The following is a 26,100-nucleotide window of genomic DNA, read 5'->3' on the forward strand; positions in this document are numbered from 1 at the left end:
GGACAGTGGAGTTTAAAAATACGTGAGTGGCGTTGTGTTGGGTGCAATAGCCACCACGATAGAGATTTTAATGCTTCGATAAATTTATCAAGATGGGTAAAATAAATGCTTGATAATAGGAGGTAACGATACTGCCTCGTGTGGAGTGTTATACCCCTCGTCCCTTCGGGGTTGCGAGAACACTTTGAAGCACTAACTTGTGTAAATTTGATTGAATTGTATAGATTTAGTTAAGTTTATCGTATCGGAGTGCAAACTTATTTATGAACAAATGGATCTTGCTTATAATCTTATTATTTCCACCACTGTACATTCTTTATATGACGTTTCGAATGAAGAAAGTTGCTCGTGAAAAATTGAGTAATCACTCTCCGTACGTTCTTATTTTAGGCGCAAAGTTATTTGGAGATAGACCGTCTTTATCTCTTCAAAACCGTTTGGATGTAGCGTTGGAATATTTACATTCCCATCCTGAAGCGAAAGTAATTGTTTCAGGTGGTCAAGGGGAAGATGAAGATATACCGGAAGCTCATAGTATGAGAAACTATTTAATGGTACATGGTATAGATGAGAGTCGTATTTTAATAGAAGATCAATCTACAAATACGTATGAGAATTTAAAGTTTAGTATGGATTTATATGATGTGAAACATGCGGTAGTTGTAAGTAATACGTATCATTTGTATAGGACCAAAATAATTGCAAAGCGTTTAGGCATGAAGATGGAGGCACTAGCTGCTGAAACACCAATGCGCTCTAAGAAAAAAATGTATGTACGTGAATATGCTGCAATAATGAAAACGATATTGTTCGACCGTTAGAGCTCAAATTTGAGCTCTTTTTTAATTATAAAGCGTATCATTTGAAATGAATGCCGTATTCCATCAAAATAAAGGAAACAACATTAAAGGAGTTGTATTTGTGATTCAATTTAATCATGTGTCAAAAGCGTATGAAGATGGCATGAAAGCAGTGGATTCATTGCATTTAGAAATTAAAAAGGGAGAATTTTTTGTTCTCATTGGTCCGAGTGGTTGCGGGAAAACAACGACAATGAAAATGATTAACCGTTTAATTGAAACGACTGAAGGATCTATTTTAATCGATGGAAAAGATATTCAACAATATAATATTAATGAATTGCGTTGGAATATAGGATACGTATTGCAGCAAATCGCTTTGTTTCCGCATATGACAATTGCAGAAAATATTGCAGTTGTTCCTGAAATGAGAAAATGGAGCAAAGAAAAAATAAAAGCTCGTGTCGATGAGTTGCTACAGATGGTCGGGCTAGACCCAGACGTATATCGCGATCGTATGCCTGATGAATTGTCAGGAGGGCAAAAGCAGCGCGTTGGTGTCGTAAGAGCATTAGCCGCAAACCCGAAAATCGTTCTTATGGATGAACCGTTTAGTGCGTTAGATCCATTAAGTAGGGAACAGCTTCAAAAGGATATCGTACAATTGCAAAAGAAGATTCAAAAAACAATTGTATTCGTAACACATGATATGCAAGAAGCATTATCACTTGGAGATCGTATTTGTATTATGAAAGAAGGAAAAGTAGTTCAATTAGATACACCAGAAGGTATTATACATAATCCGAAAAATGAGTTTGTAGAAGAGTTCATTGGAAATCGTGGACAATCTTGGTATGAGGGGAAAAGTATAGAAGATGTATTGCCACTTGATGAAAGTATACGGGTAGAAGGGGATGCATTATCATTGCATTCTTCTTTACAAGAAGCATTAGTTCGTGTACGAGCTGACGAAGTCGTTCCAGTTGAAGAAAATGGTCAATATGTTGGAGCTTTAACAAGTCGTCATATTGTTAATTACATTGTTGAACAAATGAAGGAAAGAGGCTAAACAGTGACTGATTTTATACAAACGTTCCAAGAGCGAAAAATAGAATTACTAACTGCATTAAGTGAGCATTTACAAATATCGCTTATTTCACTATTTTTTGCAGTAATTATTGCGGTGCCACTTGGCATTTTATTAACGAGAAAACAACGAATGGCTGAATTTATAATAGGAACTTCTGCGGTTATGCAGACAGTGCCATCACTTGCATTACTCGGACTTTTAATTCCGTTAGTAGGAATTGGAAAACTCCCAGCCATTATTGCATTAGTTGTGTATGCACTATTACCTATTTTACGAAACACATATACAGGAATAAGGAAGTTAGATGAATCTTTAATCGAAGCAGCGAGAGCTATGGGGATGAATAGCTGGAGAAGACTGTGGAAGGTAGAGCTTCCTCTTGCATTACCAATTATTATGGCCGGTATTCGTACGGCGATGGTATTAATTGTTGGAACAGCTACATTAGCAGCTCTTATAGGTGCTGGTGGGCTCGGAAAACTCATATTACTTGGTATCGATCGAAATGATCATGCGCTTATCATTTTAGGGGCCGTACCAGCCGCGTTACTCGCTTTATTCTTTGATGTAGTACTTCGAGTGCTTGAGAGTCCAAAACGCTCTTCTAAGCGTATTATATTGACGATATGTATTACTTGTATAATGATTGCTTCTCCCTTTCTTTGGAACACACAAAAGAAAGATATTGTTATTGCCGGAAAACTTGGATCAGAACCTGAAATTTTAATTCAAATGTATAAGCAGCTTATTGAACAGGATACCGATTTACACGTAGAATTAAAACCAGGTCTTGGAAAAACAGCATTTGTATTTGAAGCATTGAAATCAGGAGAAGTAGATATATACCCTGAGTTTTCGGGAACAGCTTTATCTACTTTTGTGAAAGAAGAGCCAAAAAGCACAAATCGGGATGAAGTATATGAGCAGGCTCGCATTGGAATGGAAAAGAAATATAATATGGTTATGTTGAAGCCGATGGAGTATAACAATACATATGCACTAGCTATGCCGAAAAAAATAGCAGATCAAAATAATATAAATACAATTTCTGATTTAGGAAAAATGGCACAGGATGCTAAAGTAGGATTCACATTAGAATTTGCTGATCGTGAAGACGGTTATAAAGGAATGCAAAAATTATATAACTATAAGTTTTTAAATGTGAAAACGATGGAACCGAAACTACGTTATAGTGCAATTCAATCAGGGGATGTTAACGTAATCGATGCATATTCAACTGATAGTGAACTTGAGCAGTATGGACTGAAAGTGCTAAAAGATGATAAAGGGTTATTCCCACCGTACCAAGGTGCACCTTTATTAAGAAAAGAGACGTTACAGAAATATCCTGAACTTGAAAAAGTATTAAATACATTATCTGGGAAGATTACAGATGAAGAAATGCGAAAAATGAATTATGAAGTAAATGTGAATGGAAAAAGTAGTGAAGAAGTTGCGAAACAATTTTTACAAAAAGAGAATTTACTTCGTTAATTTTACAAGAAATATACAAATTTATATGTATGAAATGACCGTTCATTACAAAATGAACGGTTTTTTTGTGCATACTTATACATTTTTTCAAAAAAGTATTCCATTTTTCTTCATTTTCTTTTAGAATAAGTAATGTTTTCCTGAAAAAATATAAGAGAAACGTCTATTAGAGAAAAAGGTGACTTTAATAGTTGAACGAACATAACACCTAGAATGACAGATGGGGTGGTACAAATAGAAAAGAAGTTAGGGTTTTTTCCATTAATTGCATTAGTAGTCGGAACGATGGTTGGTGGCGGTGTTTTTAGTTTACCGCATGATTTAGCAGTAGGAGCAAATAGCGGCTCTATAATAATTGGTTGGTGTATTACAGCGATGGGAATGATTCCACTCGCGCTCGTATATCAAACGTTAGCAAGACAAAAACCGGAGCTTGAGGGCGGAATTTATAGTTATGCACGTGCTGGTTTCGGAGAATATATCGGATTTAACAGTGCTTGGGGATATTGGCTAGCAGGAATTTTAGGAAACGTTGCAACAATCATGTTACTGTTTAGTACATTAGGTTATTTCTTCCCCATTTTTAAAGGTGGAAATAATGTTGCGTCTATCGTTGGTGCATCACTTTTATTATGGACACTTCATTTTCTAATTTTATTTGGAATTCGTGAAGCATCTATTATGAATGTTATTGCAACGATAGGGAAATTAGTTCCAATCGTATTATTTATTGTTGTAATGGTAACGGCGTTTCGCTGGGATACATTTACACATGATTTTTGGGGAGAAGGAACTATATCAATTTCCTCTATACTTGGTCAGGTGAAAAATACAATGCTTGTAACTCTTTGGGTTTTCATTGGGGTTGAAGGAGCGGTTGTATTATCTGGTAGAGCGAAAAATAGCCGAGATGTTGGTAAAGCAACAGTACTTGGACTTATTTTAGTAATGTCTATTTATATTTTAATTTCTGTCTTGTCTATGGGAGCGATGACAAGAGGAGAGCTTTCCGTGTTAGAAACCCCGTCAATGGGACATGTATTAGAACATGTTGTTGGGACATGGGGCGCCGTTGCGATTAACATTGGGTTAGTTGCTTCACTAGTAGGTACATTAATAGGCTGGTTTTTACTTGTTTCTGAAATTTCCCACGTAGCAGGAAAAGATGGCGTGTTTCCGAAAGTCTTTACGAAAACAAATAAAAAACAAACGCCACATATGGCATTATGGATCTCAAATGGCGTTGCCCAAATTATATTTATAATCGTTCTGTTTTCAGAATCAACATATCAAATTATGTATTTTATTGCTTCAACATCAATTTTAGTACCATATTTATTATCAGCGTTATTCCAATTTAAATTAGTTATTACAAACGAACTAAAAGATGCAAAAGTAAAAAACGGCTCGTTAGCTTTAATTGCTTCTACTTATTCTGTATGGCTTCTATATGCAGCAGGTTTGAAAAATTTATTACTTGTTTCAATCGTGTATGGAATTGGGATTATTGTTTACATGTATGCAAGAAAAGAAAAAGGAAATCGTTGTTTTAAAGGTATTGAGAGATATGTAATGTGGGCAATTGTTATCGCAGCTATCACATCACTTTATATGTTATTAACTGGAAATATAAAAATGTAAAAGTCCTTTTAAATAAAGGGCTTTTTTCTTTGTCTAGAGAATATTTAATACATAAGATATTCAGGAGGGATGAAAATGGAAGAAAAAGAACAGTTAACCAGAATTGTTGATTTAGCGAGTGAAGTAAGGAAAGTATTAGTGCAAGAATCCTTTTTTAATCATCATCCTGAACTACGAGGAGTGATTGAAAATTTAGCGAGTGCTGTAGAGAATTTGGCGGAATTACAGCAAAATACAGATGAAAACGCTGAAGATCGATTACGATATGTACTTGCTAAAATGAAAATTGCTCATAATGCCATTTTACAAGAGAAAAAAGCATTTCCATCTCATTAATATACGTCTTAATTTTGAACCTGGCGGATAACGTCAGGTTTTTTGTTTCTAGTTTTTCGTTTCTTTCATACACTAAGAATAGTATGAAAAAAAGAAGGTGACGAAGGTGAGATTACATAAAGCTCTTCAGCCAAGTTTTATAAAAAGAATGTACTATATGAGGTTTATCGGAAAGTTTACAAAAGCAGAGAGAGAGAAGAATGGAGAGAACTTCTTTGTACAATGCCTATCGCCAATACCATTCACGTTACAAGAGCAATTAAAAAATGAACCATACGTATTTGAAGGTTTATGTAGCAATAAAAAGAATGAAAAAGTCTTTTCGGAATTAAAGAAAAGAAAATTAGAAAAGCAATTGGTTATGTTTCGTCTCTATTATGAAAGAGGACATATATACGTGGAGCTAATTTGTGCAGAAGAACCACGAGAAATGGCCAATGGCTATAAAATGATTCCAGTACCTAAAGTTTCCGAATACAAAAAAGGAGAGTCTTTAGAAAGAAAACTTGGAAATGGCTATTTGTCATTTCTAATGCCAAAATATCCGAAAGACTTTGAGCCTCCCGAATTATTGTGGCACGATGGAAGGTTATATGGAAATATATCTTTAAAGTCATCATCAATTAGTTCAATCGCATATTTTGAACAGCAGCGGGAATGTAAGTATATAGACTTAAATGACTGGATGAAGTATGTGGAAATAGCGGTAGAAGATCAATTGTATTTTGTAAGCAATCACATGTATGAGCAATTAAAAAAACGAATGACTGAAGAAGGTAAGCATGTAGAAGTAGAGGAAATAAAAGTGCACAAGGATGAATGGGAATGGGATGAGCGTGAATCCGTCTTTTTACAGTATGTAAAAAGTTTTGTACGTAATAAAGGGCTATATTTGGATGAAACGGACATTTATAATTTCCATATAAGTGCGAAAACAAATATGTTGACGATTCTAGGTGGTATACCAGGCGCTGGGAAATCCCGATTTGTGCAAGCTTATGCAGAAGCACTTGGATTACAGTATGGGGAAGAATTGGTTTGGATTCCGATTTCACCATCGTATCAAGAACCACATGATTTACTTGGTTACCTTCACCAAAATGGTACTTTTATTGAAAGTGAAACAAAATTAGTTAGGGCGTTAATGAAGGCAAAAGAAAATCAAAATCAACTATATATAATCGTTTTTGATGAAATGAATATGTCACATATTGAGCATTGGTTTACTCCATTTCTATCTGTTCTTCAACTTGAAAAGCAAAACCGTATTCTAAATTTGTATGAAGGTGTACAAGAAAAAGAAAATCCAATTCCATCAACAATTGAAATTGGTGAAAATATTATATTTGTAGGTACAGTAAATTTTGATGAAACAACGAAAGAACTCTCAGATCGATTATTAGATCGGACGAATTTAATAACGTTACAAAAGATTCCGTTTTGTGAGATGTGTATGGAACAAGAGAAAATTGTATTACAACCACCTCTGAAAGTAACTGCAGGAGAATTTCGTATAAGCTGGGTCAGGAATAAAGCGATGATTGAGGTGTTTTCTGAAGAAGAGTTAGAACTATTAGATAAGTTACATGTTGTATTGTCATCACATGATATGTCAAAGGGAATTTCATTTCGATGTGCAAACGCAATCGCTACTTACTTGCAAAATATACCGTTCCAAAATAATCATTCCTATATGATCAGTAGAGAAGAGGGATTTGATTTACAAATCAAGCAACGTGTATTGACGAAAATAAGAGGTACTGAAATGATGGTTGGGTCTTTACTTTCTGAAGACGTAAAAAGGGGGGCGACATTACTACCTCTTTTGCAATCGCCACTTGCAAACAGAGTATCTACATTTGAACACTCTTTAGCATATATAAGAGAAAAGCGTAGAGAACTGGAGCTGTATGGCTATGCAAAATGAAGGGCGATATGAAACAGAAATCGTTGATACGAAAGAAACACTCCCTTTTGTATTAAAGTTAATCATTGGAACTGAGGCAAAGGGGGAATATATTTTATTAAATCGTCTTTGTACATCTACTACAGCATTAGTTCAATGTATTTATAAAGTACAAGAATTAAAACCAATTAGATTGCATTACCATTATGAAAGTCCAATGAATATTACTTTTATATGGAATAAAGTATATGAGGGACAGAAAAATATAAAAGAGTCAAAATATGAAATAAATGAAAAAAAACAAAAGGTATTAATATATGAACATGGAAAAACGGAATTCTTTTATCCATGGCGTTGTGGATTATATCATTTTGAAGTGAATATAGAAGATAGAACGTATTATGGCGCATTTCAAATCGTTCCCAAAAATTTTTTTGATGATCAATTTGAAATGATTCAAAACTATGTAAAGTCAATTTTGAATGAGTTGATTTTAGATAGAGGTTATTATAAAAAGACTTTCTCTGCACTTAGTGATATTGAAGATTCTTCTTATTTAGTGTTACTTAGAAAGTTGCCGCAAAAAATGAAAAAGATAAAGCAAATTTTTAAGAAAATAGAATCGAGTTCAAAATTTATACATGAATATAAATGGGAAGAAAAAGAGCGGAAAGCAACGAGAAAAGGAGCCATAGTGGCGGAAAGAAAACCGTATGCAAAATATTATAATCGTAAGTTTATAGAACAAAAAAATAGTAAGGAAAATGCATTTCTTAAATTTAAAGCGATGCAATTTTATTTCTATTTACTTGAAGCTGAAAGTTTTTTGCGCCAAACAATTGAAATATTAGAAAGAGCAAAAAGGAAGAAATCAGAAGAATTTCAAGCTGTAAAAACGATTATACAAACAATTGAGCGTAATGGATCAGTGACCGATAGAGAGAAACAAAAATATAAAAATATTCATTTACTAAAAGAGGCGGATTTGCGAAAAAGCTCTATGAAGATACAAGAATATAAAATATTAGCGCACTTTGTACATGAAAGTGTACAATACTTTCAAACTTTAATGCATTCTCCATTTTGGAGAGAAGTTTCCGAAACAGGTAACATGTACTCACATAATTTACCGATACCACATCAACAACTACTACAGCATTTAGATGTACTTCCACAATATACAGAACAATCTCCATCTTTATTATTTGTTTATAAACCAACATTTTTAGTGTATGAATATTACGCTTTTTTTATCGTTATTTCCATGTTAGAGCAAATTGGTTTTGAGGCTAGAAATTCCATTCGTGAACAAATTCAAGAACATTTTTATGTAGATGGATTACAGGATGGAACGACAGTAGTTTTACACCGAGATGATATTAGAGTACATGTCGCATTTAATGATTTAATTGAAACTCATCCCCTTATTGCATTAAGTAAAGGGAGTAATTTTTATAATGGAGAAGATACGAAGAAGCCAGACATTCGCTTAGACTGTTATGTAAAGGAAGAAGGAAAATACGTATATCAATCTTCTATTATTATTGAAGTGAAGTATAGCCCAATGTACAACATTTTTCAGCACGTTGGAAATACGAAGGCAACTGAGCAAATGTATAAGTACTGGTCTATAAAATATGTAGAAGAACAGGATGGAAAGAGAGTCTATTATCGAAGGGCCATTTATGAAGTTATTTGTGTATATCCAGGAAGTCATATGCATAGTAAAAAAATTGAGTCTGGATGTGGTGTGTTCTTACAATTATATCCATATAAAACGAAACAAGGGGAAGAGAAATTAGCCGGAAAACATGGAATGGTACAAATTTTTGAGAAGTGGTTAAAAAGCATGAAGAAGTAAAAAAATCCTTTTTTATAAAGGATTTTTTTAGATTAAGAAGAAATATATGCTGTATGGAAGACAGCTTTATACGATTTGAATTTGAAAGTAATATAAATATATTGTTAGAAGAACGGTACATGAGGGACAAAAGACGATTAAGATGGAATTTAATTCGTTTTGCAGAATATAATAAGTCATAAATATTTTTAGTTGCATACGAAGATTTGTTCTTATATGATAGATAGTGAAAGCGTTATCAAAAACAGAGCGGCGATGGGAAAGGCGGGTAAATATGTTCCAGCGTGTTCAAACAAAAGAAGAACATTTTTGGTTCGAGCAACTATGGGGAGATTTTTGTGAAGAAAGAAACTTAATGTTCGTAGAACGTAATTTAAATCCATCACGATTTTTATTAATAGAAGATGAACATCATATTGGTACAGTAGAATGTATTAAGTATACGGAACCAGAGCAATCGAATTCTGAGTTTTTCTATCCGTTTTCTAAAAATGATTTAGTGAAAGATTTAAAAAATGTGTATGAAATAGGCAAGTTGAGTATTGCGAAAACGTCTCGTGGTAGAGGACACTTCAAAAGACTAACAGCTATTTTATTTATGCATGCATTAGAAACGAAAGCAGAATGGTATATTGCAGCAGTGACAAAAAGAATGTATATGTATTTATTAACACTCGGTTTCCCAATTGAACCGGTAGATAAGCCATTTCAGTTTCATGATACTTTACAAGGTGTACCAGTGCGAATTCATGCCCGAAAAGGGGCTACGCATTTGTATTCTTTAAAAGAATTTCGAGATGTGATTCAAGGGAATGCTCATGCACAGACATTAATCGCAGAATACAGTAAGAATATTATGTTAACAAAATAAAGAGAAATGAATATATATAATAAAGAGAATACTATTTTAATATGAAGTCATTCTTCATGAAAAAAGACCCTTATTATTTTAATAAGGGTCTAAAAATTATAATCCAAATATACTAAAAATCATTTTGCGGCGCTTCGGCTTCTTTTCTCGTTCATATGTTGGTTTTGAATCGGGAGTAATATATATTGGTTCTTCTTTCTTGAGGGAAGCTTCTAGCTTTTGAATTCGCTCTAACATTTCCTCCATTTCACGGCGATGTTGTAAAAGTTGGTACGTAACAACATCATTTGCCTTATCTTGCATTTGTTCTTCCATTCGATCTAGCCTTCTCGTAATAGTGTTTAATTGAGCTGCTAATTGCTCAAATTCATGTGATGATTTGTTTTGAACGATTGTATTTACTTGAGTTTTTAATTCTTCAACATCATTTGATGATGTTTTTTGAGTAGGGTGAGAGTTTTGAGGCTGCTCTATTTGTGAAAGATGGAATTCTAACATTTGATCTAAATCTTCTTGTGTGAAAATAAAGTGACCATATTTATTTTTTTCTATCGTAAGATTTAATTGTTGTGCAATCCGGACAACAGCCTTTGGGCTAACACCTAATTTTTTTGCGATAAATGGTGTTTTATATTCCAAAATAATCCCTCCTATATATATCCTGTTGAATGATTTCGATCTAGGAAGGAAGTTCCCTTCTAGTGTGACAAAAGAAGTGTGGAATCGGCAAAGAAAGTGTTTTTTCACGAAATGAACCTGTGAAGAATATATCGTTTATATAAAATATTTTATCTTAAGATTTAGAACTATTTGACTAAGGGAAATGAATTAGATTATCATAATGATAAATATCTTTTTTATGTATGCATATAATATATAAAAAGGTGGTTGCTAATGTAGAATTTTGTTAGAGTATTAGAATGCTTACTTCACTTGAATAAAATTAAGTAGGAGGTGGCTTCCTTGCTTACAATGTAAGTAAGGAGAAGTATTTGGACATATATAGTATAAGTATAGTGATTGTTTTAATTGCCTTAACGGCATTTTTCGTCGCAGCAGAATTTGCAATTGTTAAAGTGCGAAGTTCACGAATTGACTATTTAATTGCAGAAGGAAATAATCGCGCAACATCTGTCAAAACAGTCATTACAAACTTAGACGAATATTTATCTGCTTGTCAGCTAGGAATAACAGTTACAGCTCTGGGGATTGGGTGGTTTGGTAAACCGGCGTTAAAGCAAATGTTTGACACGCTTTTTGTAAATTTGAACATTTCTACTCAACTAGCAGACATTTTTGCTGTAATTTTAGTGTTTTTGTTTATTACATTTTTACATGTTGTAATAGGGGAATTGGCCCCAAAAACATTCGCGATTCAAAAAGCTGAACAAGTGAGTTTGTTTGTTGCTAAACCGTTAATTTTCTTTTATCGTATGGCGTTTCCATTTATTTGGATCCTAAATGGATCAGCTCGAATTATTACGAAGTTGTTAGGGCTGAAACCACCGAAAGGGCACGATGAGGTTCATTCAGAAGAAGAATTACGGTTGTTAGTTTCAGAAAGTTACAAAAATGGAGAGATTAATCAATCTGAATATAAATATGTAAATAAAATTTTTGAATTTGATGATCGTATAGCGAAAGAAATAATGGTCCCCCGAACTGAGATGCATATTATAAGTAAAGAAATGCCTGCTGAAGAAGCTTTGCAAAAAATGTCTCGGGAAAAATATACGAGATATCCAGTTGTAGATGGGGACAAAGATCACGTAATAGGCTTTGTAAACTTTAAAGATATTTTCACAGATTTTGTGCAGCATAATGCAGTAAGTAATAAGAAAGTAGAGCAATATATTAGGCCAATCATTTTAGTTATCGACTCTATCCCAATACATGACTTATTTTTAAAAATGCAAAAAGAAAGAACGCATATTGCTATATTGATAGATGAATATGGTGGTACGTCTGGACTTGTTACAGTTGAAGACATTTTAGAAGAAATAGTGGGAGATATTCAAGATGAATTTGATACGGATGAACAGCCAGAAATTCAACAAGTTAGTGAAACGAAAACAATACTAGAGGGAAAAGTACTTGTTAGTGAAGTGAATACGTTATTAGGTTTAACAATTGATGATAATGGTGTTGATACAATCGGTGGTTGGATTTTAACGAAGAATATAGAAATTGCTGAAGAGGATTTCATTGAAATTGAAAATTATAAGTTTTGTGTAAAAGAATTAGATGGACACTATATAAAGAGATTAGAAGTTACAAAAACTGTAGAATCAATTGTTATTTTAGAAGATGAAAAACAAATTCCATTTCAAGAACAAATTAGTTCGTAGACTCTGCTATATGGCAGGGTTTTTTTGAGCATAATATTTTTGGCAGAATAAGGGCTATGATACAATGGCATAAGCCAGACCTTTCACTAGGTGAAATATTGTTGCATACATATATTTGGAAGGAGAAGATTTATGAAAAAGCATTTATATATAAATGGAGATTGGAAGTCTGTAAACACTTATAAACCATTATACGCACCATATTCTGAAGAAACGTTAGCGGAAATTGCACAAGGAACGGAAGAAGATGTACAAGAGGCTGTTACTGCTGCAAAAAATGCAATGAAAAAAATGAATACATTATCTGCATATGATCGTGCGACTATTTTAGAGAAGGTTGCACAAAAAATGGATGAAAGAAGAGAAGAATTTGCAGAGATTATTGCAAAAGAGGCTGCAAAACCAATTCGTGCTGCGAGGGGAGAAGTAGATCGTACCGTTCAGACATACAAATTTGCAGCGGAAGAAGCGAAGCGTATATACGGCGAGACACTGCCACTTGATGCAGCACCTGGTGCAGATGGACGTATTGCATACACAATACGAAAACCGATAGGGGTTATAGGAGCTATTACACCATTTAATTTCCCATTAAATTTAGTGGCACATAAAGTCGGCCCTGCAATTGCTGCCGGAAATACAGTTGTGTTAAAACCAGCTGATCAAACGCCATTATCGTCTTACGCATTAGTTGAATTATTTGAAGAGGCAGGATTGCCAAAAGGAGCTTTAAATATTATTTCTGGTCCCGGTTCAACTGTAGGTGAGGCGATAGTTACAAATGATGATGTTGCATCCATTACTTTTACGGGAAGTCCGAAAGTTGGAATTGGAATTAAGGCAAAGGCTGGGTTAAAGCGAGTTACGTTGGAACTGGGATCAAATGCTGCTGTTATTATTGATGAAGATGTAGAATTAACAGATGAAGTAATTGAACGTGTAAAATGGGGAGCATATGTAAACAATGGACAAGTTTGTATTTCGGTACAACGTGTTTTTGTACATGAAAAGAGAATGGATGAATTTCTTTCAAAGCTAAAGATAGCGATGGAAACAGTTATTGTTGGTGATCCATTGCTGGAAGAAACGGACGTATCGGCTTTAATTTCGAAAAAAGATGTAGAGCGAATAGAAATGTGGGTGCAAGAAGCTATTAAGGAAGGTGCTACTGTTTTATACGGTGGTAAGAAACGTGATGCAAGGATTTTTGAACCAACTGTATTAACAAATGTTCCAGAGTATGTATCTGTTCAGTGCCAAGAAGTATTTGGTCCACTCATGACAGTAAATACATTTAAAGAATTTGATGAGGCAATTGAGCAAGTAAATCATTCACGTTACGGTCTACAAGCAGGTGTGTTTACAAATAATTTGTTTAAAGCAATGCGTGCAATTGATGAGCTAGAGGTTGGTGGTGTCATGATTAATGATATTCCAACGTTTAGGGTAGATCATATGCCTTACGGTGGTGTTAAGGAAAGTGGTACGGGGCGTGAAGGAATTAAATATGCAATAGAAGAAATGACAGAAATGAAATTAGTGTGTATTAAAAAATAAAGTAGAGCGAGCTTAAATATCCTAATAAAAAACGAGCTGGAAATGTTTACGATTCCATACTCGTTTTTTTATTGTTTGTTTTACGTTTCTCGGAACGATTTAATTTAACCAAGTGTACCTTTTACTTCATTTCTTGTTTGAAAATAGCATCTTCTACATAAATTTGTTCTTTGTCAACAGCAGTGCTATGAGATAATACTAAACCGATTGGTGTTTCTATACCTTTATTTTGAACAATTGTAAAAGGAACATTTTTTTCATTTGCTAATTTAATGTATTTTGATAAATGTGGGTAAGCAATGCCACCATTTAGGAATATTTGTAATGATTGAGAAGAGCGCATGCTACTAGCTACTTCAGAATATACATTACTTTGCATTACTTGACCGATAGTTAAAGCGATTTCTACACGCTCACGTAACGTAGTTAAATACATATTACGTTCTTCTGGTTTGTTCTGCTTTTGGCCGTAAATGCCTTCTTGGAGATAATCTTCCACATTTTTATTTACCATATTTTTCACACCTTTCATTTTCTATTGTACGAAAGAATGAAGCAGGATGCAAAAAAAAGTCGCATCGAATGTAAAAAACTTTGAATGAAAGGAAGGAAAATGGAATGTATCAATCTAAACAATTAATAAGGACATTAAAAATTTTATCAACACATATTAACAAAATGTGACAATAATCTATTAACGAATCGCATTTTTTGTGTTAATATTCAAAATATAAAGGGTGTTCGTCGCATGGAAATGGAGGGAATGGGGGTTTTTCCAATCGATAAGGATATTAAAGAAGTATTTTGTTCGCACTTGAAAAACAACAGGCACCAATTCGTTGAGAACTGGAAAAACAAAATGATAATTTCCGATAAAGATCCATTTAAACTAGAAGCAGTTCAAAATGGAGAGGATTTATTAGAGTTAATTATCGAACTTACTATGGAAGAAAAAGATATAGATTATCTTCAGCCATTATGCGAGAAAATTGCTATTGAACGTGCTGGGGCAGATGCGAATATTGGAGACTTTGTTTATAATGCAAATGTGGGAAGAAATGAACTTTTCGAAGCGATGTGTGAATTAGATGTTAGCGCACGTGAATTGAAACCGATTATGGCCCAAATACATACTTGTTTTGATAAATTAATTTATTATACTGTTTTAAAATACTCGGAAATTATATCAAAAAATTTAGAGGAAAAACAGCAATATATTAACGAAACACATAAAGAAAGGCTGACGATTTTAGGGCAAATGTCAGCAAGTTTTGTACATGAATTCCGTAACCCACTCACTTCAATTATGGGATTTGTTAAATTATTAAAGGCAGATCATCCAAGTTTATCTTATTTAGATATTATTTCGCATGAATTAGACCAATTAAATTTTCGTATTTCGCAATTTTTACTCGTATCAAAAAAAGAAATGTGGAATAAATCAGAACAATTTTGGCTTAATGATTTGTTTCAAGATATTATACAGTTCTTATATCCGAGTTTGGTCAATGCAAATGTTTCGATTGAAAAGAATTTACCGTATCCAATTCCACTTGTTGGCTATCGGAGTGAAGTGAGACAAGTATTTTTAAATATATTAATGAACTCAATTGACGCTCTAGAATCAATGAAAGAAGAACGGAAAATTATCATTGATGTATTTGAAGAAGATCAATCGATTCGAATTGTGATAAAAAATAATGGGCCAATGATTCCAGCTGAAAGTGTAGAAATGATTTTCGAACCATTTGTAACTACTAAAAAGTTAGGAACTGGTATTGGATTATTTGTATGTAAACAAATTGTAGAAAAACATAATGGGTCCATCATGTGCCGTTCAGATAACGAATGGACAGAATTTCAAATTGTATTTCAAAAATAAACAGTCTACACCAAATGAATGGTGTAGACTGTTTTAATTTGTAAGTATAACGGCTTCTAATTTAGGATCTTTAGTTGAATAACCTAAAAGTGAAATTGTATATATGATGTTCGGTTCGACTTTGAAATTCGGTATAGTTAGTAAGACGCTGGGATTATCGGCGAGTGAAACTTCAATATCTGCTGTACCAGGACTAACTTCCAAAAAATCTGTTATTTGTTTAAAGAGTACATTTTCAAATAAATGATCTCCACCTTTTAAATCTACATTTACAACAGGGGTATCTGGAGAAAAATGTGCAAAGCGTATTTTTGCTTGACCAGCTGGTAAATGTGTATTATCAAGCATAGGTTGTAATTGTAGATGATTGTCACTATTTATTGCGGCAAAAGTATAAGTGTGATTCCCCATTATTGGTACTAAAGCTGAAAAGATGGGAGTTTCATTTCCAACAGGGACAATATCTATACGGTATTTACCTTGCACTAATGTTAAATAGGGACTAAATTGTTTAAATGAAATATTTTTAATAACCTTTTGCCCGTTTACTAAAATGTCAACCGCAGGTGTATTGGAAGCAGAGTGAAAAAAACGTATGTGTGACGGTAAAGCAGCTTCTTGTGAATCTCTTTTTTCATACGCCTGTACAAGTTTCGTAAGCGCATCGTAATATTTCATATATAATTCTACATATTTTTTCGGATTTTTAAATTGATAGTAACGAGCGAGCTGTTCGTAACGTGCAGCTTCTTGTCCATATTTTTCGATTTCAGATTGAGACATGAATATTCCTCCTTTGTCATCATTAAAACTATATGCTTAATAAGAAAGAGGTTATGCGAAAAAATTGTTTTTTGAAGGAGAAAAGTTGAAAATTAATAAAGAGTATTGCTTATGGATAAGTGTTTTTTAGGCGAAAGAGCCTTATAATTTTCTAGAGTATACAGCAATATATCATCTATGTTGGATGATGATGTACCAATTACAACGTATATTTCGAAATAAAAAACCTTAAGAGCGTATGAAGTAACATATCGAAAACATGTCCAAAAATCCTTAGAAAACTAGGGATTTTTTTAATAATGGGCAAATACACATACAAAGTGATAATTGTCCTACATAAATTATAAAGGAAAGGTAGTTTAAACATAAGGAAAGGAATAAAATATTGGGATGGGGATATCCAAAAAGGAATTGTGAATGGAGTTATGGACGATTTTGTGCTTTACGATGTAGGATGAATTTTGAATTTGTAACATTATTTTTTCTATTTACGTTAGCGAGTGGCAGTATTAACCGATAAAAGAGCGTCGTGCCGAACTGATTAATGTGGTTAATCGGTTCTTTTTTTATTGTATAAAACGGAGGAGAATGTATGTGAAATATAGGTTTCTATAAAAATAATTGCTATGCATTTAGTAGGATTAATTGTCGATATTTGTTTGAAAATATGCAATATAAAGTAGGAGAATAGGAAGGAGTTTAAAGGGAGTTTCGTCGAAGTTTACACAATGTCAGCAATTGAGGGAAGCTGATATTATGTTAAGAAAGTATGTAGTGAAGCGTTTATTTTATATAAAGGAGGGTTATTGGAGCGTATAGATAAGGATTGGTCTTCGTTTTAAGTTCTGAATTTTCTGTTTTTGAAATTAATATTTAGCACTCATTTGTATATTTTATAATAGTTTTTTGATAAAATCACTGCTTTCGCAGAGGGTTCTTTTTTATGAAAGAAACGTCAATTTTCTTCATATATATATACAAATTGGAGAAATGGGGGAGCGCTATGCGCGATTACTTAATTAAACCACTTGTTGGTCAGCCGTATCCAATGATTTCACATGGAAAAGGTGTGTATTTGTATGATCAAAACGGAAATAAATATTTTGATGGCTCGTCAGGGGCAATTACGGCAGGTATTGGGCATGGCGTAAAGGAGATTGCAGATGTTATAAAAAAGCAAGCAGAGGAGATTGCTTTCGTTTATAGATCACAGTTTACGAGTGAACCAGCTGAAAAATTAGCGAAGAAATTAAGCGATTTAAGTGTAGGAGATTTGAACTGGAGCTTTTTTGTGAATAGTGGTACGGAAGCAAATGAAACAGCTATGAAAATTGCAATCCAGCATTTTCAAGAGCGAGGTATTCAAGGGAAGCATAAAATTTTGTCACGATGGATGAGTTATCACGGTATTACGATGGGAGCCTTATCAATGTCTGGGCATCCACTGCGCAGACAACGTTTCGTGTCAATTTTAGAAGATTATCCAACTATTCCAGCTCCATATTGTTTTAGATGTCCGGTGCAAAAGGTATATCCAACTTGTCAACTTGCTTGTGCGACTGAACTAGAAAGATCAATTGAAAGAATTGGTGCAGAACATATCGCAGCTTTTATCGCTGAACCGATTATCGGAGCAGCTGGAGGCGCAGTCGTTCCGCCGAAAGAATATTATAAAGTCATTAAAGATATTTGTAGTCATTACGATATTTTATTTATTGCTGATGAAGTAATGACAGGGCTTGGTCGTACTGGCGCATGGTTTGCGATGGAGCATTGGGGTGTAGAACCGGATATTATGACTCTTGGTAAAGGTTTAGGAGCTGGATATACACCGATGGCAGCGACGATTGTAAGTGACCGTGTTATGGAGCCAATTTTACGTGGATCGCGTTCTGTAATGAGTGGGCATACGTTAAGTGCAAATCCATTATCTGCAGCAACAGCTCTAGCTGTTATTGAATATATGGAGAAACATAATCTACCTGAAAAAACAGCAGAAAAGGGAGAGTATTTAATAAAAGGACTACAGAAAGTTCAGCAACAATCGACAATCATTGCTGATGTGCGCGGAAAAGGGGTTGCTGATTGGAGTAGAATTGCAACCGTTTACAAAAGCGTCGGAACTTATTTCGGTTGCAGCTAAAAATGGTCTTCTTTTATACCAAGCTGTTTCAGGGCAAGCAGGAAAAGAAGATAGTGCACTGCTTGTAGCACCGCCGATGACAACTACATATTCCGAGTTAGATGAATTACTTTCAATTTTTGCAAAAAGTGTAGAAGAAATGATGCAAAAAGGAGGGCATAGTATCGCATGACAACTATTACGAATACATTCGATAAATTAAAAGAGATAGAGGAAGTAATTTCTTTGTTCCACGATGATATGACATTAATGTTTGGAGGATTTGGGGGGATTGGATCCCCTCCATCTTTAATACAGGCGATTTTAGAAAAAGGAGTTACAAATTTAAATTTAATAGGAAATGACACGGGATTTCCTGATGTAGGAATCGGTCGTCTTGTTACGAATGAAAGAGTAAAATCATTAATTACTTCACATATTGGTTCAAATCCAAATGCAGGAAGACAGCTAAACGAAGGAAGGTTACAAATCGAGTTTTCTCCTCAAGGAACATTAGCAGAGCGTATTCGTGCTGGTGGTGTAGGACTTGGAGGTGTATTAGTTGATGTAGGTGTTGATACGATTGTAGAAGAGGGAAAACGTACAGTTGAAATGAATGGCAAGACATATTTAGTTGAAACAGCATTAACTGCTGAGGTTGCAATTGTATATGCGAAAAAAGCGGATCCGTTTGGTAATCTTGTGTTTGATAAAAGTGCTCGTAATATGAATCCTCACGTAGCTATGGCAGGGGATATAACGATTGTAGAAGCAGAAGAAATCGTTCCACTTGGAAGTTTAGATCCAGAAGAAATTGTTGTCCCAGGAGTATTTGTAAATTATATTGTACCGTCGGAAGGAGTGAATTGGAAATGGGTATGGGCGTAGAAGTGAGAGATAAGATTGCTAGGCGCGCGGCGAAAGAAATACAAAATGGTATGATTGTAAATTTAGGTATTGGTATACCATCGCTTGTACCGAATCATCTTCCTGACGATATAAACGTTATGTTTCATGCGGAAAATGGAATTGTAGGTATGGGACCTACGCCAAGAAAAGGGAATGAAGACGAAAATTTATGTAACGCAGCAGGTTTACCGACTTCTCTTATTACAGGAGCGAGTTATTTTGATAGTTGCACAGCGTTTGGGATGATTCGAAAAGGTTTATTAGACATAACGATTCTTGGTTCATTACAAGTAAGTGAGAATGGTGATTTAGCGAACTGGATTGTACCAGGAAAACGCGTTCCAGGTATTGGGGGAGCGATGGATTTGGCACAAAAAGCGAAGCGGGTCGTTGTTGTGATGAATCATGTCGATAAATACGGAAATGCAAAGATTGTTTCGGAGTGTACATTACCATTAACTTCAAAGAAATGTGTAGATTTAATTATTACGGATATGGCAGTTATGGAAGTGACGCAGGGTGGACTCGTTTTACAAGAATTAATGAGTCCATACACAGTGGAAGATATAAAACAACATACAGAAGCTGATTTCAAAATTGGCTCTAACTTACTAGTAATCGAATGAGGGGAGATGTAATATATGGAGCAATTAAAAAAGAAAATTTGTGATTATATCGAGAGTCATGAAGAGGAAAGCGTAAAATTTTTAAAACGATTAATTCAAGAAAAAAGCGTATCTGGTGATGAAAGTGGTGCGCAGGCAATTGTGATTGAAAAATTACGTGAGCTAGGTTTAGATCTTGATATTTGGGAACCTTCATTTTCTAAAATGAAAGATCATCCTTATTTTGTATCACCGCGTACAAGTTTTTCAGATAGCCCGAACATAGTGGCAACTTTAAAAGGAAGTGGCGACGGGAAATCTATGATATTAAATGGACATATTGATGTCGTACCAGAAGGAGATGTGAATCAGTGGGACCATCACCCTTATAGTGGTGAGCAAATAGGGAATCGTATATATGGTCGTGGAACAACGGATATGAAAGGCGGCAATGTCGCACTGATGCTTGCGATGGAAGCTATTATTGAATCTGGTATTGAATTAAAAGGAGATATTTATTTTCAAAGTGTAATTGAAGAAGAAAGCGGCGGGGCAGGAACATTAGCGACTATATTACGAGGATATAAAGCAGATGGTGTCATTATTCCAGAACCAACAAATATGAAGTTTTTCCCGAAACAACAAGGGTCCATGTGGTTTCGTCTACATGTGAAAGGCAAAGCAGCACACGGTGGAACGCGTTATGAAGGAGTAAGTGCAATTGAAAAAAGTATGTTTGTTGTAGATCATTTGAGAAAATTGGAAGTGAAGAGAAATGACCGAATTACAGACCCGTTATTTAAAGGAATCCCCATTCCAATTCCAATTAATATTGGAAAAATTGAAGGTGGGAGTTGGCCAAGTTCTGTTCCTGATTCATTAAATTTAGAAGGAAGATATGGTATTGCGCCGAATGAGACTATAGAGGCAGCAAAAGAAGAGTTCGAGAATTGGATCGCTGAATTAAATAATGTGGATAATTGGTTTGTTGAAAATCCTGTAGAAGTAGAATGGTTTGGAGCGAGATGGGTTCCTGGTGAACTAGAAGAAAATCATGAGTTAATTACAACACTAGAGCATAATTTTGTTGAAATCGAAGGGAATGAACCGATTATTGAAGCATCACCGTGGGGGACTGATGGAGGTTTATTTACACAAATCTCAGGTGTACCAACGATAGTATTTGGTCCAGGAGAGACGAAAGTAGCACATTATCCAAACGAATATATAGAAGTTGATAAAATGATAGCTGCCGCAAAAATTATTGCATGTACATTACTAGATTGGTGTGAGGTGAAAAAATGAAATACTATGAATCTTTTAGAGAACAGACGAATGGCTATACAGTAGAAGGCGTTTTAGACTATTTTAATAAACGTATTCGAGTAGACCACTACACAGGAAATATTCAGAGGGTTATCCAAACAATTGACGAATTAGCAGAGAAGCATTCTTTCACTAAATGTATTATTAAAGGAAAGGGAGAGCATGTTTCTACATGGCTCTCTTTCGGTTTTTTATTGGAAGCAACAATACCGCATTATTTTCAAGGTCACGATGCATACTTCTTCGTGAAATTTATTAATGATGAAAGACGAAATAGTATTCATTGGGCTGAGGAAGATACCATTTTAAGCGGTGTTAAAGCAAAAGAAGTAAAGGAAAAAATAGTACCAGAGAAATTTTTATTAAGAAAAGCGACAGAAGAGGATGCGGAAGAATTAGCGGCTGTCTTTGGAAAAGTATTTGAAGTTTATCCGACTCCTTTAAACGAAGCGAGTTATGTAAAACAAACGATGAAGGAAGACGATACAATATACTATGTGTACGAATTCGAGGGGAAAATAATTAGTACAGCATCTGCAGAAATGAATATAAAAGAAGGAAATGCAGAATTAACGAATTGTGCTACTTTACCCGAATATCGTAAGCATGGGTTTATGAAAAGTTTACTAATTAAGTTAGAAGAAGAACTGCAAGAAAAATCGATTTTCTGCTCCTATACAATTGCTCGATCGCTTTCTTTCGGAATGAATGTGGCCTTTCATCAGTTAGGTTATACGTATACAGGAAGACTGGCGAACAATTGCTACATTTTCGATAAGCTAGAAGATATGAATATATGGGTGAAAGATTTGTCTAAATAGTACGGTATAAAAAATAGAACGGAATCGTCATGCTTATAATCGCATATAGGTATGCCGGAAATTCGGCATGTGATTGCTGAATTTTCGGCAAAAGGGGGGATGACATTGCTAGCAGTTTCGACACAAGAAGTCATTGAAGCGATTTTGGGCAGTATTGATGAGGCTATACACGCAGTAGATGAAAATGGTATTACAATTTTCTATAATACTGTAGCTGCAAAACACGATGGGTCAAAAATTGAAAAAGTGTTAGGAAAACATTTGTTAGAAGCGTTTCCTTCTTTATCTAGGGAAACGAGTACGTTAATGAAAGTGTTAGATACAAAAAAACCAATCGTTCATCAAGTTCAGCATTATCAAAATTTAAATGGGGAAGACATTTGTACAGTAAATACGACGTTACCTATTTTTATAGATGGAAATATTGCTGGGGCTGTTGAAATTGCAAAGGATTATTCCACAGTTCAAAAACTTACGGATACAATTGTAGATTTGCAGTCAAAAATAAAGCGGTCATCTAGAAAAAAAGTCATTAAAAAGCATGTTGCATTTGAGACGATTGTGACGGATGATGCTCGATTTAAACAGACGAAAGAATTAGCACAAAAAGTAGCGCCAACTGATGCAAATGTTTTAATATATGGGGAAACAGGAACAGGGAAAGAGTTATTTGTACAAGCGATTCATGAAGCTTCTAAACGGAAGAACAAGCCATTTATCGCACAAAACTGTGCAGCTTTGCCAGAGTCGCTATTAGAAAGTTTATTGTTCGGAACGACGAAAGGTAGCTATACTGGGGCAATTGAACGAGCGGGATTATTTGAACTTGTAGATGGTGGGACATTGTTTTTAGACGAACTGAATTCAATGCCTCTCGATTTACAAGCGAAAATGCTACGTGTATTAGAAGATGGTGTTATTCGTCGAATTGGTGATAATAAGACGAGAAAAGTAGATGTTCGCGTTATTACTGCAATGAATCAGCCACCAGAAATATGTTTAAGAGAGAATAAAATTCGTACTGATTTATATTATCGATTAAATGTCTTTTCATTGTATATTCCGCCGCTACGTGAAAGAACTGAGGATGTCTTATTATTAGCGTCTTATTTTTTGAACGAATATAATAAAAGTTATAAAAAAGGTGTACTTCAAATGGATAAGGAAGCGAAAGAAAGACTACAAGCTTATCAATGGCCTGGCAATGTTCGTGAGCTAAAACATACGATTGAACATGCTGTCATTATTGCAGAAGGGGATACACTAACAGCCAATTGTTTACCGCGTACATTTCGGAAAGAGAATTTGCCAAAGAAGAAGAGCATATTGCCACTTAGAGAAGCACTTCATCAAACAGAAAAGGAATTAATAGATCAAGCATTAATTGAAACGGAAGGGAATATATTACAAGCTGCAAAAATGTTAGGTATCCCTCGCCAAACGCTTCAATATAAATTGAGTAAGTACGACAAAACCGCCGAATAATTGGCGGTTTTTGTGTGTTTGCACCAATAAAAGAGCGTTTACATATATAAAAAGTAATGAATATGATAGTATGTATGGATTTTATACAGTGCTCACAAATATTTTTTCGTTTATGTAATAGCGTTCACCGTACATTTACTTATCAATAATGTAAAGTTGGCATAACTATTGCTTATATAAAGGATGAGCGTATAAAAAGGGGGAATAGCAATGTTACATGATGTATACAAACCAAATCGTCACTGGAAGGATATCGAGTTGTGGAAGGATGTTACTGAAGAGCAATGGAATGACTGGGTTTGGCAATTAACGAATACGATCAAAACTTTGGATGACTTAAAGAAAGTGATTAATTTAATACCTGAAGAAGAAGAAGGCGTTAAAATTTCAACAAAAACGATCCCGTTAAATATTACACCGTACTATGCTTGGCTAATGAATCCTGATGACCCACGCTGTCCGATTCGGATGCAATCTGTACCGATCTCGGAAGAGTTATATAAAACAAAATATGATTTAGAAGATCCGCTTCATGAAGATGAAGATTCACCAGTTCCAGGTCTAACACATCGTTACCCAGACCGCGTATTGTTCTTAGTAACGAATCAATGTTCTATGTATTGTCGTTACTGTACACGCCGTCGTTTTAGTGGACAAATTGGAATGGGTGTGCCGAAGAAACAATTAGATGATGCAATTGGTTACATTCGTGATACACCACAAGTACGAGATGTATTAATTTCTGGTGGAGACGGTCTTCTTATTAACGATAAAATTTTAGAATATGTATTAAAAAATTTACGAGAGATTCCGCATGTCGAGATTATTCGTATCGGAACGAGAGCGCCGGTAGTATTCCCGCAGCGTATTACAGAAAACTTATGTAACATTATTAAAAAATACCATCCAGTATGGTTAAATACACATTTCAATACTTCTATTGAAATTACAGAGGAATCGAAAAAAGCATGTGAAATGCTAGCGAATGCTGGTGTTCCAGTCGGAAACCAAGCAGTAATTTTAGCGGGTATTAACGACAGCGTTCCAATTATGAAAAAACTTATGCATGACTTAGTAAAAATCCGTGTACGTCCATACTACATTTATCAATGTGATCTATCTGAAGGTATTGGTCATTTCCGTGCACCAGTATCTAAAGGTCTTGAAATTATTGAAGGTTTACGCGGTCATACATCTGGTTATGCGGTTCCAACATTCGTTGTAGATGCACCAGGAGGCGGCGGGAAAATTGCGCTTCAACCAAACTATTTAATTTCGCAAAGTGCAGATAAAGTTGTGCTTCGTAACTTTGAAGGTGTTATTACAACGTATCCAGAGCCAGAGAGCTATATCCCAGGAAGAGCAGAAGGGTACTTTAAAGAAATCTATCCAAACTACGAAGAAAAACGTTCAGATGTTGGTATCGCAGGTCTTATGAGTGATAAGAAATTTAACCTTGTTCCAGACGACTTACAGCGTATGAGCCGTCGTAAAGACTATGAAGATAATGACACTCATGCATCACTAAAAGATAAACGTGATAAGCGTGATCAACTTAAAGATAAAAAGTATCAATCGCAAATGGCTAAATTAGAAGAAAACGACAAAAAAAATGAGGGTGATGCAGTATGAATTGTATGTGGTGTGACAGTACAGAAGCGAAAGAAAGCTTGAATACTGTATATTGGGAATTACCAGATGGTACGAAAGCCATTGAAATCCAAGAGACACCATGCATTTCTTGTTCCTCATGTGGTATGGACTATCAAGCAGATCAAACAGTGAAAGAAATAGAAGATCAATTGTTTCTAATTTATACGAAAGATTTACCAAAACAACTAACATATGAAGAATTAATGGGAAGACCACGTCTATTAAAAAGAAATTATTTCGACTTTTAACCAGCTTTTATGCTGGTTTTTTTCTTTTTTGCCTTGTATAATGTATCCAAGTTAGAAAGGCAGGGAATATTTTTGAAAAAGACATTTTACCACTATATGATGAAGCATCGTGCAGCTTTATTTAGTAATGAAGTATCGAATTTAGCAGAAGCAATGTATGATGATTTAAGCTTTCCAAAGCAATCTGAAGATTATGATGAAATTAGTTCATACTTAGAGTTAAGTGGATTGCTAGAAAGTATGTCTATATTTGATGAAGCTTGGGATTTATACATACAAGAGAGATAAGAACTATATGAAATTTTTGACGTGAAGCTAGTCTATTTGCTAGCTTTTTTTACGTTGTAAATAATTTTTTTATA

At 34.6% G+C, this 26,100-nt stretch carries 23 protein-coding genes and 1 pseudogene; 21 read left to right on the forward strand and 3 right to left on the reverse strand.

The genetic code is table 11. The annotated features are described in order from the left end of the window. The 9 genes from GFJ36_RS10725 to GFJ36_RS10765 form a co-directional block, all read left to right on the forward strand. The coding region (locus GFJ36_RS10725; protein ID WP_157349553.1) for a zinc ribbon domain-containing protein at positions 1-105 on the forward strand (105 nt) is incomplete at its 5' end. 158 nt (positions 106-263) lie between these two features. Beyond that, positions 264-821: a YdcF family protein gene (locus GFJ36_RS10730; RefSeq protein ID WP_088063268.1), complete on the forward strand. Its 558-nt coding sequence runs from the start codon at positions 264-266 to the stop codon at positions 819-821. Positions 822-921: 100 nt separating this feature from the next. Further along, complete coding sequence (locus tag GFJ36_RS10735; RefSeq protein WP_098230664.1) at positions 922-1,869, forward strand: ABC transporter ATP-binding protein; 948 nt, start codon at positions 922-924, stop codon at positions 1,867-1,869. A gap of 3 nt (positions 1,870-1,872) precedes the next feature. Continuing rightward, positions 1,873-3,384: an ABC transporter permease/substrate-binding protein gene (locus GFJ36_RS10740; protein WP_157349554.1), complete on the forward strand. Its 1,512-nt coding sequence runs from the start codon at positions 1,873-1,875 to the stop codon at positions 3,382-3,384. 213 nt (positions 3,385-3,597) lie between these two features. Next, positions 3,598-5,025 carry a basic amino acid/polyamine antiporter gene (locus GFJ36_RS10745; RefSeq protein ID WP_088063270.1) on the forward strand — a complete coding sequence of 476 codons (1,428 nt, stop codon included), beginning with the start codon at positions 3,598-3,600 and terminating at the stop codon, positions 5,023-5,025. A gap of 75 nt (positions 5,026-5,100) precedes the next feature. Then, entirely contained in the window at positions 5,101-5,361 is a 261-nt protein-coding gene (locus GFJ36_RS10750; RefSeq protein ID WP_000391452.1) for a hypothetical protein, read from the forward strand. Positions 5,362-5,467: 106 nt separating this feature from the next. Continuing rightward, positions 5,468-7,288 carry an AAA family ATPase gene (locus GFJ36_RS10755; RefSeq protein WP_142314835.1) on the forward strand — a complete coding sequence of 607 codons (1,821 nt, stop codon included), beginning with the start codon at positions 5,468-5,470 and terminating at the stop codon, positions 7,286-7,288. Next, positions 7,278-9,128 carry a hypothetical protein gene (locus tag GFJ36_RS10760; protein ID WP_098079524.1) on the forward strand — a complete coding sequence of 617 codons (1,851 nt, stop codon included), beginning with the start codon at positions 7,278-7,280 and terminating at the stop codon, positions 9,126-9,128. Before GFJ36_RS10755 ends, GFJ36_RS10760 begins: the two co-directional genes overlap by 11 nt. 274 nt (positions 9,129-9,402) lie before the next feature. After that, positions 9,403-9,999: a hypothetical protein gene (locus GFJ36_RS10765; protein WP_087982488.1), complete on the forward strand. Its 597-nt coding sequence runs from the start codon at positions 9,403-9,405 to the stop codon at positions 9,997-9,999. A gap of 96 nt (positions 10,000-10,095) precedes the next feature. Here GFJ36_RS10765 and racA read toward each other — a convergent pair whose 3' ends face one another. Continuing rightward, complete coding sequence (gene racA / locus GFJ36_RS10770) at positions 10,096-10,638, reverse strand: chromosome-anchoring protein RacA (RefSeq protein WP_087982486.1); 543 nt, start codon at positions 10,636-10,638, stop codon at positions 10,096-10,098. Between the two features lie 353 nt (positions 10,639-10,991). Between racA and GFJ36_RS10775 the strand changes: the two genes are divergently transcribed. Both GFJ36_RS10775 and GFJ36_RS10780 read left to right on the forward strand, forming a co-directional pair. Then, positions 10,992-12,347, forward strand: coding sequence for a hemolysin family protein (locus GFJ36_RS10775; RefSeq protein ID WP_002108356.1), 1,356 nt, complete (start codon positions 10,992-10,994; stop codon positions 12,345-12,347). 132 nt (positions 12,348-12,479) lie between these two features. Further along, a complete protein-coding gene (locus GFJ36_RS10780; protein WP_048546594.1) occupies positions 12,480-13,904 on the forward strand; it encodes an aldehyde dehydrogenase family protein in 1,425 nt (474 codons plus the stop codon). 121 nt (positions 13,905-14,025) lie between these two features. Here the strand turns inward: GFJ36_RS10780 and GFJ36_RS10785 are convergent, their stop codons facing one another. Beyond that, positions 14,026-14,418, reverse strand: a complete 393-nt coding sequence (locus tag GFJ36_RS10785; protein WP_000247570.1) for a YueI family protein — start codon at positions 14,416-14,418, stop codon at positions 14,026-14,028. A 234-nt stretch (positions 14,419-14,652) separates the two neighbouring features. Between GFJ36_RS10785 and GFJ36_RS10790 the strand changes: the two genes are divergently transcribed. Further along, complete coding sequence (locus tag GFJ36_RS10790; protein WP_000425101.1) at positions 14,653-15,786, forward strand: BA2291 family sporulation histidine kinase; 1,134 nt, start codon at positions 14,653-14,655, stop codon at positions 15,784-15,786. Between the two features lie 33 nt (positions 15,787-15,819). Here GFJ36_RS10790 and GFJ36_RS10795 read toward each other — a convergent pair whose 3' ends face one another. Then, complete coding sequence (locus GFJ36_RS10795; RefSeq protein WP_000083266.1) at positions 15,820-16,569, reverse strand: DUF4397 domain-containing protein; 750 nt, start codon at positions 16,567-16,569, stop codon at positions 15,820-15,822. Positions 16,570-17,572: 1,003 nt separating this feature from the next. Here GFJ36_RS10795 and GFJ36_RS10800 point away from each other — a divergent pair. From GFJ36_RS10800 to GFJ36_RS10840, 9 genes and pseudogenes are all read left to right on the forward strand, one after another. Further along, positions 17,573-18,884, forward strand: a pseudogene (locus GFJ36_RS10800) (aspartate aminotransferase family protein). Then, positions 18,881-19,579 carry an acetate CoA-transferase subunit alpha gene (gene atoD / locus GFJ36_RS10805; RefSeq protein WP_000208097.1) on the forward strand — a complete coding sequence of 233 codons (699 nt, stop codon included), beginning with the start codon at positions 18,881-18,883 and terminating at the stop codon, positions 19,577-19,579. Before GFJ36_RS10800 ends, atoD begins: the two are co-directional and overlap by 4 nt. Continuing rightward, positions 19,564-20,226, forward strand: coding sequence for a CoA transferase subunit B (locus tag GFJ36_RS10810; RefSeq protein WP_000525267.1), 663 nt, complete (start codon positions 19,564-19,566; stop codon positions 20,224-20,226). Before atoD ends, GFJ36_RS10810 begins: the two co-directional genes overlap by 16 nt. A 15-nt stretch (positions 20,227-20,241) precedes the next feature. Next, on the forward strand, positions 20,242-21,510 hold the full coding sequence (locus tag GFJ36_RS10815; RefSeq protein ID WP_088063274.1) for a peptidase: 1,269 nt from the start codon (positions 20,242-20,244) through the stop codon (positions 21,508-21,510). Further along, complete coding sequence (gene ablB / locus GFJ36_RS10820; protein WP_087982482.1) at positions 21,507-22,352, forward strand: putative beta-lysine N-acetyltransferase; 846 nt, start codon at positions 21,507-21,509, stop codon at positions 22,350-22,352. The genes GFJ36_RS10815 and ablB overlap by 4 nt, the downstream gene beginning before the upstream one ends. A gap of 99 nt (positions 22,353-22,451) precedes the next feature. Then, positions 22,452-23,837, forward strand: a complete 1,386-nt coding sequence (gene rocR, locus GFJ36_RS10825; protein WP_087982480.1) for an arginine utilization transcriptional regulator RocR — start codon at positions 22,452-22,454, stop codon at positions 23,835-23,837. 210 nt (positions 23,838-24,047) lie between these two features. Then, on the forward strand, positions 24,048-25,469 hold the full coding sequence (gene kamA / locus GFJ36_RS10830; protein ID WP_000902134.1) for a lysine 2,3-aminomutase: 1,422 nt from the start codon (positions 24,048-24,050) through the stop codon (positions 25,467-25,469). After that, a complete protein-coding gene (locus tag GFJ36_RS10835) occupies positions 25,466-25,738 on the forward strand; it encodes a YokU family protein (RefSeq protein ID WP_000995761.1) in 273 nt (90 codons plus the stop codon). The genes kamA and GFJ36_RS10835 overlap by 4 nt, the downstream gene beginning before the upstream one ends. A 72-nt stretch (positions 25,739-25,810) precedes the next feature. After that, positions 25,811-26,026: a YozE family protein gene (locus GFJ36_RS10840; RefSeq protein ID WP_000750728.1), complete on the forward strand. Its 216-nt coding sequence runs from the start codon at positions 25,811-25,813 to the stop codon at positions 26,024-26,026. The last annotated feature ends 74 nt before the right edge of the window (positions 26,027-26,100 follow it).

The sequence above is a fragment of the Bacillus sp. EE-W1 genome, from assembly GCF_009760835.1.
Taxonomy (GTDB): domain Bacteria; phylum Bacillota; class Bacilli; order Bacillales; family Bacillaceae_G; genus Bacillus_A; species Bacillus_A wiedmannii.